At 70.5% G+C, this 5,238-nt stretch carries 5 protein-coding genes; 4 read left to right on the plus strand and 1 reads right to left on the minus strand.

Going from position 1 to position 5,238, the window contains the following annotated elements:
* The 3 genes from CCN39_RS33505 to argS form a co-directional block, all read left to right on the plus strand.
* On the plus strand, window positions 1–694 hold a 694-nt coding region (locus CCN39_RS33505; RefSeq protein WP_143264251.1), incomplete at its 5' end, for a phosphoribosyltransferase.
* 97 nt (window positions 695–791) lie between these two features.
* Window positions 792–2,078: an MFS transporter gene (locus CCN39_RS33510; protein ID WP_086848845.1), complete on the plus strand. Its 1,287-nt coding sequence runs from the start codon at window positions 792–794 to the stop codon at window positions 2,076–2,078.
* Between the two features lie 70 nt (window positions 2,079–2,148).
* Window positions 2,149–3,870, plus strand: a complete 1,722-nt coding sequence (gene argS / locus CCN39_RS33515; RefSeq protein WP_086848838.1) for an arginine--tRNA ligase — start codon at window positions 2,149–2,151, stop codon at window positions 3,868–3,870.
* On the opposite strand, the gene CCN39_RS33520 is transcribed toward argS, so the two are convergent.
* Window positions 3,867–4,439 carry a TetR/AcrR family transcriptional regulator gene (locus tag CCN39_RS33520; RefSeq protein ID WP_086848841.1) on the minus strand — a complete coding sequence of 191 codons (573 nt, stop codon included), beginning with the start codon at window positions 4,437–4,439 and terminating at the stop codon, window positions 3,867–3,869. The genes argS and CCN39_RS33520 overlap by 4 nt on opposite strands.
* Before the next feature lie 61 nt (window positions 4,440–4,500).
* Here CCN39_RS33520 and CCN39_RS33525 point away from each other — a divergent pair, with 61 nt between their 5' ends.
* Window positions 4,501–5,214 (plus strand): SDR family oxidoreductase, encoded by a 714-nt coding sequence (locus CCN39_RS33525; RefSeq protein WP_086848843.1) that lies wholly within the window; start codon window positions 4,501–4,503, stop codon window positions 5,212–5,214.
* Window positions 5,215–5,238: the final 24 nt, after the last annotated feature.

Consider the following 5,238-nt stretch of genomic DNA (forward strand, 5'->3'; position numbering starts at 1 on the left):
CGACGACCCCGAGGCGGCGCCGTGCGGGCGGTGCGACAACTGCACCGGGCAGTACTGGGACACGACGGTGGCCGACGACGTCGCCGAAGCGACCCGGGAACGGTTGCAGCGGCCCGGCGTCGAAGTGGCGCCGCGGAAGCAGTGGCCCACCGGGATGTCCTCTTTGGACGTACCGGTGTCCGGGCGGATCTCGGCGGACGACCAGGCCGAGCCGGGCCAGGTGCTCGGGCGGCTCACCGACGTCGGCTGGGGCAACCGGCTGCGGGAGCTAGTCGGGCCGCAGGCGAAGGACGCCGAGGTACCGGACTCGGTGTTCAAGGCCTGCGTCCAGGTGCTCGCCGGCTGGCAGTGGGCGCACCGGCCGGTCGCGGTCGTCGCGGTGCCGTCGTCGACGCGTCCGCAACTGGTGTACAGCCTCGCGACCCGGCTGGCCGAGATCGGCAGGCTGGACTTCCTCGGCGCGCTCGACGCCGAGGGACCACCGCCGCGCCAGGCGAACAGTGCGCAACGGCTGGCCGACCTGTGGCGGCGGATGAGCATGCCCGCCGACCTCGCGGAGACCCTGCCGGGCGGGCCGATCCTGCTCGTGGACGACCTCATCGACACCGGCTGGACGATGACGCTGGCCGCGCGGCTGCTGCGGCGGGCCGGGGCGCCCGCGGTGCTGCCGTTCGCGTTGGCCAGCACGGCCTGAGGAGAGGAGAACAGGAAAAGGCGGCAGTCAGGATCTTTCGCACTGCGAATGAATGTGGCAAAGTCCCGTTCCACCTTCGGGTGACGTGGAGGCCGCCATGACCGAATCCGCCGTCCAGGTGTCGCAGCGCCACCGGCTGCCGGTGCGCAAGCTGTTCGCCGCCAGCGCCGGGAACGCGCTGGAGTGGTTCGACTGGACGATCTACGCGACGTTCAGCATCTACTTCGCCAGCGCGTTCTTCCCCGCCGGGAACGACACCCTGGCCCTGATCAACACCTTCGCCACCTACGCGCTGGCGTTCTTCTTCCGGCCGCTCGGCGGCGTGCTGCTCGGGCGGTTCGCCGACACCCGCGGCCGGAAGCCCGCCATGATCCTCACCATCCTGCTCATGGCCGGCGGGTCGGTGGCGATCGGGCTGCTGCCGACGTTCGCGCAGGTGGGCTGGCTGGCGCCGATCCTGCTGCTGCTCGCGCGCATCGCCCAGGGGCTGTCACTCGGCGGTGAGGTGTCGAACGCATCGGCCTACCTGGGCGAGATCGCGCCGCCGGAGCGTCGCGGCCGCTACTCGGCGTTCTTCTACATCTCGACCGGCTCGGCGGTGCTCGTCGCGACCGTGCTCGGCTACGTGCTGGCCCGCGCGCTGGACAAGGCACAGCTCGCGTCGTGGGGCTGGCGGCTGCCGTTCCTGCTGGGCGGTGTCTTCGGCCTGGTCGGACTGTGGCTGCGCCGCAGCCTCGCCGAGACCGAACTGTTCGAGCAGACGAAGACCAAGGCACGCAAGATCGAGCGGCCGCTGCTGACGACGTTGACCCACCACCCGAAGGCCGTGGGCAGGCTCGTCGGCTTCACGATGCTGTCGACCCTCTGCTACTACACGTTCTTCAGCGCGCTCACGTCGTTCGCGGTGAAGAACCGGCACGCCGATGCCGACGCCGTCTTCCTCGCCCTTTCGGTCGGCACCGCGTTGTTCATCGCCCTGCAATACCCGCTCGGGGCGTTGTCGGACCGGTTCGGCCGGAAGCCGCAGCTACTCGTCTGGTCCGGGGCGACCGCGGTCGCCGTCGTGCCACTGTCCACTTTGATCGGCCCCGGGATCGGCGGCCTGCTCGTGGTGTTCTGCGTCGGGCTCGGGCTGTACACGGCGATGACGTCGATCGCGCCGGCCATCATGAGCGAGCTGTTCCCCACCGAGCTGCGCGGGCTGGGCATCGGGGCCTGGTACAACCTGACCGTCGCGATCTTCGGCGGCACCGCTCCCCTGCTCATCACCCTGTTCGGCACGGTGTCGCAGACGCTCTACTTCTGGTACGTCGCCGTCGGCGCCGCGATCGCGTTCGCCGTCATCCTCACGCTCCCGGAGACCAAGGGCAGCGAGCTGCGGTAAACCCTTCGTCATCGGCCGGTCACGCTCGTTACGCTGCGGGCTTCCGCGACCAAGCCGAAGGAGGGACACCGTGCAGACCGCCGACGTTACCGAGGAGCTGGCGCGCCGCGTGGTGACCGCCGCCGGCCGGGCACTGGACGTCGAACTGACGCCGGAACAGGCGCTCGTCCAGGCGTCGCCACGCGAAGGCGTCGACTTCCAGGCGAACCTCGCGATGAGTCTGGGCAAGCAGCTCGGCCGGCCGCCGCGCGAGGTGGCCGGGCTCATCGCCGCGGCACTGGAGCTCGACGGGATCGCCGATCCCCCGGAAGTCGCCGGGCCGGGCTTCCTGAACTTCGCGCTGCGCACGGAATGGCTGGCAGCGACGGCCGGCGCACTGCTCGGCGATCCGCGTCTCGGCGTGCCGGAAACTCCCGCACCCCGGCGGATCGCGCTCGACTACAGCAGCCCGAACGTCGCCAAGGAAATGCACGTCGGGCACCTGCGCTCGTCCGTGATCGGCGACGCGCTCGCCCGGCTGCTGCGGTTCGCCGGCCACGAAGTGCTGCCACACAACCACCTCGGTGACTGGGGTACGCCGTTCGGCATGCTCATCGAGCACCTCCTCGACGTCCCCGCCGGGCAACGCGCGATCGCCGACCTCGACGCCTTCTACCGCGAAGCACGCCGGAAGTTCGACACCGACAAAGCGTTCGCGGCCCGGGCGCGCACGCGCGTGGTCAAGCTGCAGAGCGGTGACGAAGACACTCTCGCCGTGTGGCACGAGCTCGTCGACGAGTCGACCCGGCATTTCAACGAGGTCTACGCGCTGCTCGGGATTTCCCTGACGGACAAGGACATCTACGGCGAAAGTTTCTACAACCCCTACCTCGCGGCGGTCGTCGACGACCTCGAGGACGCCGGGCTGACCGAAGTCAGCGACGGTGCGGTCTGCGTGTTCCCCGATGGCTTCCGCAACCGCGAAGGCGAGCCGCTGCCGCTGATCGTCCGCAAGCGCGACGGCGGTTACGGGTACGCCGCCACGGACCTGGCGACCGTCCGGTACTGGACGGCCGAGCGTGGCGCCACCGACCTGCTCTACGTCGTGGGGACGCCGCAGGCGCAGCACTTCGCGATGCTGTTCGCCACCTGCCGCGCGGCGGGCTGGCTGACCGGGCACGCCGAGCACATCGGCTTCGGCACGGTGCTGGGCGCGGACGGCAAGACGATGCGGACCCGGTCCGGCGCCACGATCAAGCTGGCCGACCTGCTCACCGAAGCCGTGACGCAGGCCGCCGCCGTGGTCGCCGAACGCAGCGAGCTCGACGCGGCAGGGCAAGCCGAAGTCGCGCGGGCGGTCGGCATCGGCGCGGTCAAGTACGCGGACCTGTCCGGTGACCGCGAGCGCGACTACGTTTTCGCCTGGGACCGGATGCTGGCCAAGGAGGGCAACACGTCGGTGTACCTCCAGTACGCGCACGCGCGGACGCAGTCGATCATCCGGAAGGCAGGCGGCTTGCCCGGCGGCACCGACATACTGCTCGAGGAGCCGGCGGAACGGGCATTGGCTCTGAAGCTGCTCAGGTTCGGCGCAGCGTTGAAGGCAGCGATGAGTGCGTACGCACCGCACAAGCTGTGTACGTACCTGTACGAGACGGCCGTCGCTTTCTCGCGGTTCTTCGAGGACTGTCCGGTGCTGAAGGCGTCTTCGCCGGAGTTGCGCGCGTCGCGGCTGAGGCTGACGGCGCTGACGTCGCAAACGCTCGTGCTGGGGCTCTCCTTGCTCGGCATCGAAGCGCCTGAACGGCTTTAGCGAGCCAGCAGCGCCACCAGTTCGTCCGCCAGACCGCGGTCGACCGGTTCGCGCGTCGCGAGGAGCCGGTACCAGAGCGTCCCGAACACGACGTCGATCACCGTGCTGGGCTTGATCCCGGCCGGGAGTTCGCCCCGCTCCTGGGCGCGGTCGACGAGCGTGGCGAGGGCGTCGCGGCGGCGGAAGAGGAAGTCCTCGCGGAAGCGTTTGCCGAAGTCCGGGTCGATCTGCGCCTGGGCCATCAGCGCCCGGAGCGTGTCCGCGACCGGGGACTTGCCGCCCAGCTCGAACGTGCTGCCCAGGAAGCGGGTCAGGTCGGCGCGGAACGAGCCGGCGTCGGGGACGGGGATCTGCAGGTCCGCCTTCGTCGCGAGCGCGTCGAGCAGGACGTCGGCCTTCGACGGCCACCAGCGGTAGATCGTCTGCTTGCCGACGCCCGAGCGCGCGGCGATGCCTTCGATGGTCAGTGCGCCGTAGCCGGCCTCCGCGACCAGTTCGAGTGTCGCGGCGAGGATCGCCAGCCGGCTCTGCTCGCTGCGTTTGCGGCCGGGGCGGGACTGGTCGGTCATGGGATCCGATGGTAGCGTCAATTTAGAAACGAGACGTACCGGTTCGAAATGGGGAACAAGCATGAGCATCGCTCTCGTGGCCGGCGGCACTTCGGGCATCGGCCTGGCGACCGCGCGACGGCTGCAGCAGCGGGGATACGACGTCCACGTCACCGGGCGCGGCAAGGAGCGGCTCGACGACGTCGCTTCGAGCGATCCGGAGCTGACCGGGCACCAGGCCGACGGCGGCGACGCCACGGCAATGGCCGGGCTGGCCGAGTCGCTCGGGACGGTCGACGTGCTGGTGGTGAGCCTGTCCGGCAGCGAAGGGATGGGGCCGGTCGAGTCGCTGGACCTCGCGATGCTGCGGCGGGCGTTCGACGCGAAGTTCTGGGCGCACCTGACGGCGATCCAGGCCGTGCTGCCGCACCTGGCGGCGGACGGGTCGATCACGCTGCTCAGCGCGATCACGGCCCGGGCGGCGATGGCCGGCACAGCCGGGATCGGCGCGCTGAACGCGGCGATCGAGGCGCTGGTCAAGCCGCTGGCGGTGGAGCTGGCGCCGCGGCGGGTGAATGCGGTGTCGCCGGGCGTGGTCGACACGGCGTGGTGGAGCGGCTTCCCGGCAGAGGTGCGGGAGGGATTCTTCGCGCAGACGGCGGCTTCGATCCCGGCCCGCCGTGTCGCGACGGCGGACGACGTGGCCGAGGTGGTGACGCTGGCGGCGACGAACCGGAACCTGACCGGCACGGTCCTGGAAGCCGACGGCGGAGCCCGCTTGGTCTCGCTGGGCTGAGCCCGGTCGGCGCTCTCGGCCGAG

Source organism: Amycolatopsis kentuckyensis, from assembly GCF_002155975.1.
Lineage (GTDB): Bacteria > Actinomycetota > Actinomycetes > Mycobacteriales > Pseudonocardiaceae > Amycolatopsis > Amycolatopsis kentuckyensis.

What these genes read in the sequence shown, in the direction of transcription:
- CCN39_RS33510 (WP_086848845.1), top strand. Translation starts at nt 792, where the DNA reads ATGACCGAATCCGCCGTCCAGGTGTCGCAGCGCCACCGGCTGCCGGTG.
- CCN39_RS33520 (WP_086848841.1), bottom strand. Translation starts at nt 4,439, where the DNA reads ATGACCGACCAGTCCCGCCCCGGCCGCAAACGCAGCGAGCAGAGCCGG.
- CCN39_RS33525 (WP_086848843.1), top strand. Translation starts at nt 4,501, where the DNA reads ATGAGCATCGCTCTCGTGGCCGGCGGCACTTCGGGCATCGGCCTGGCG.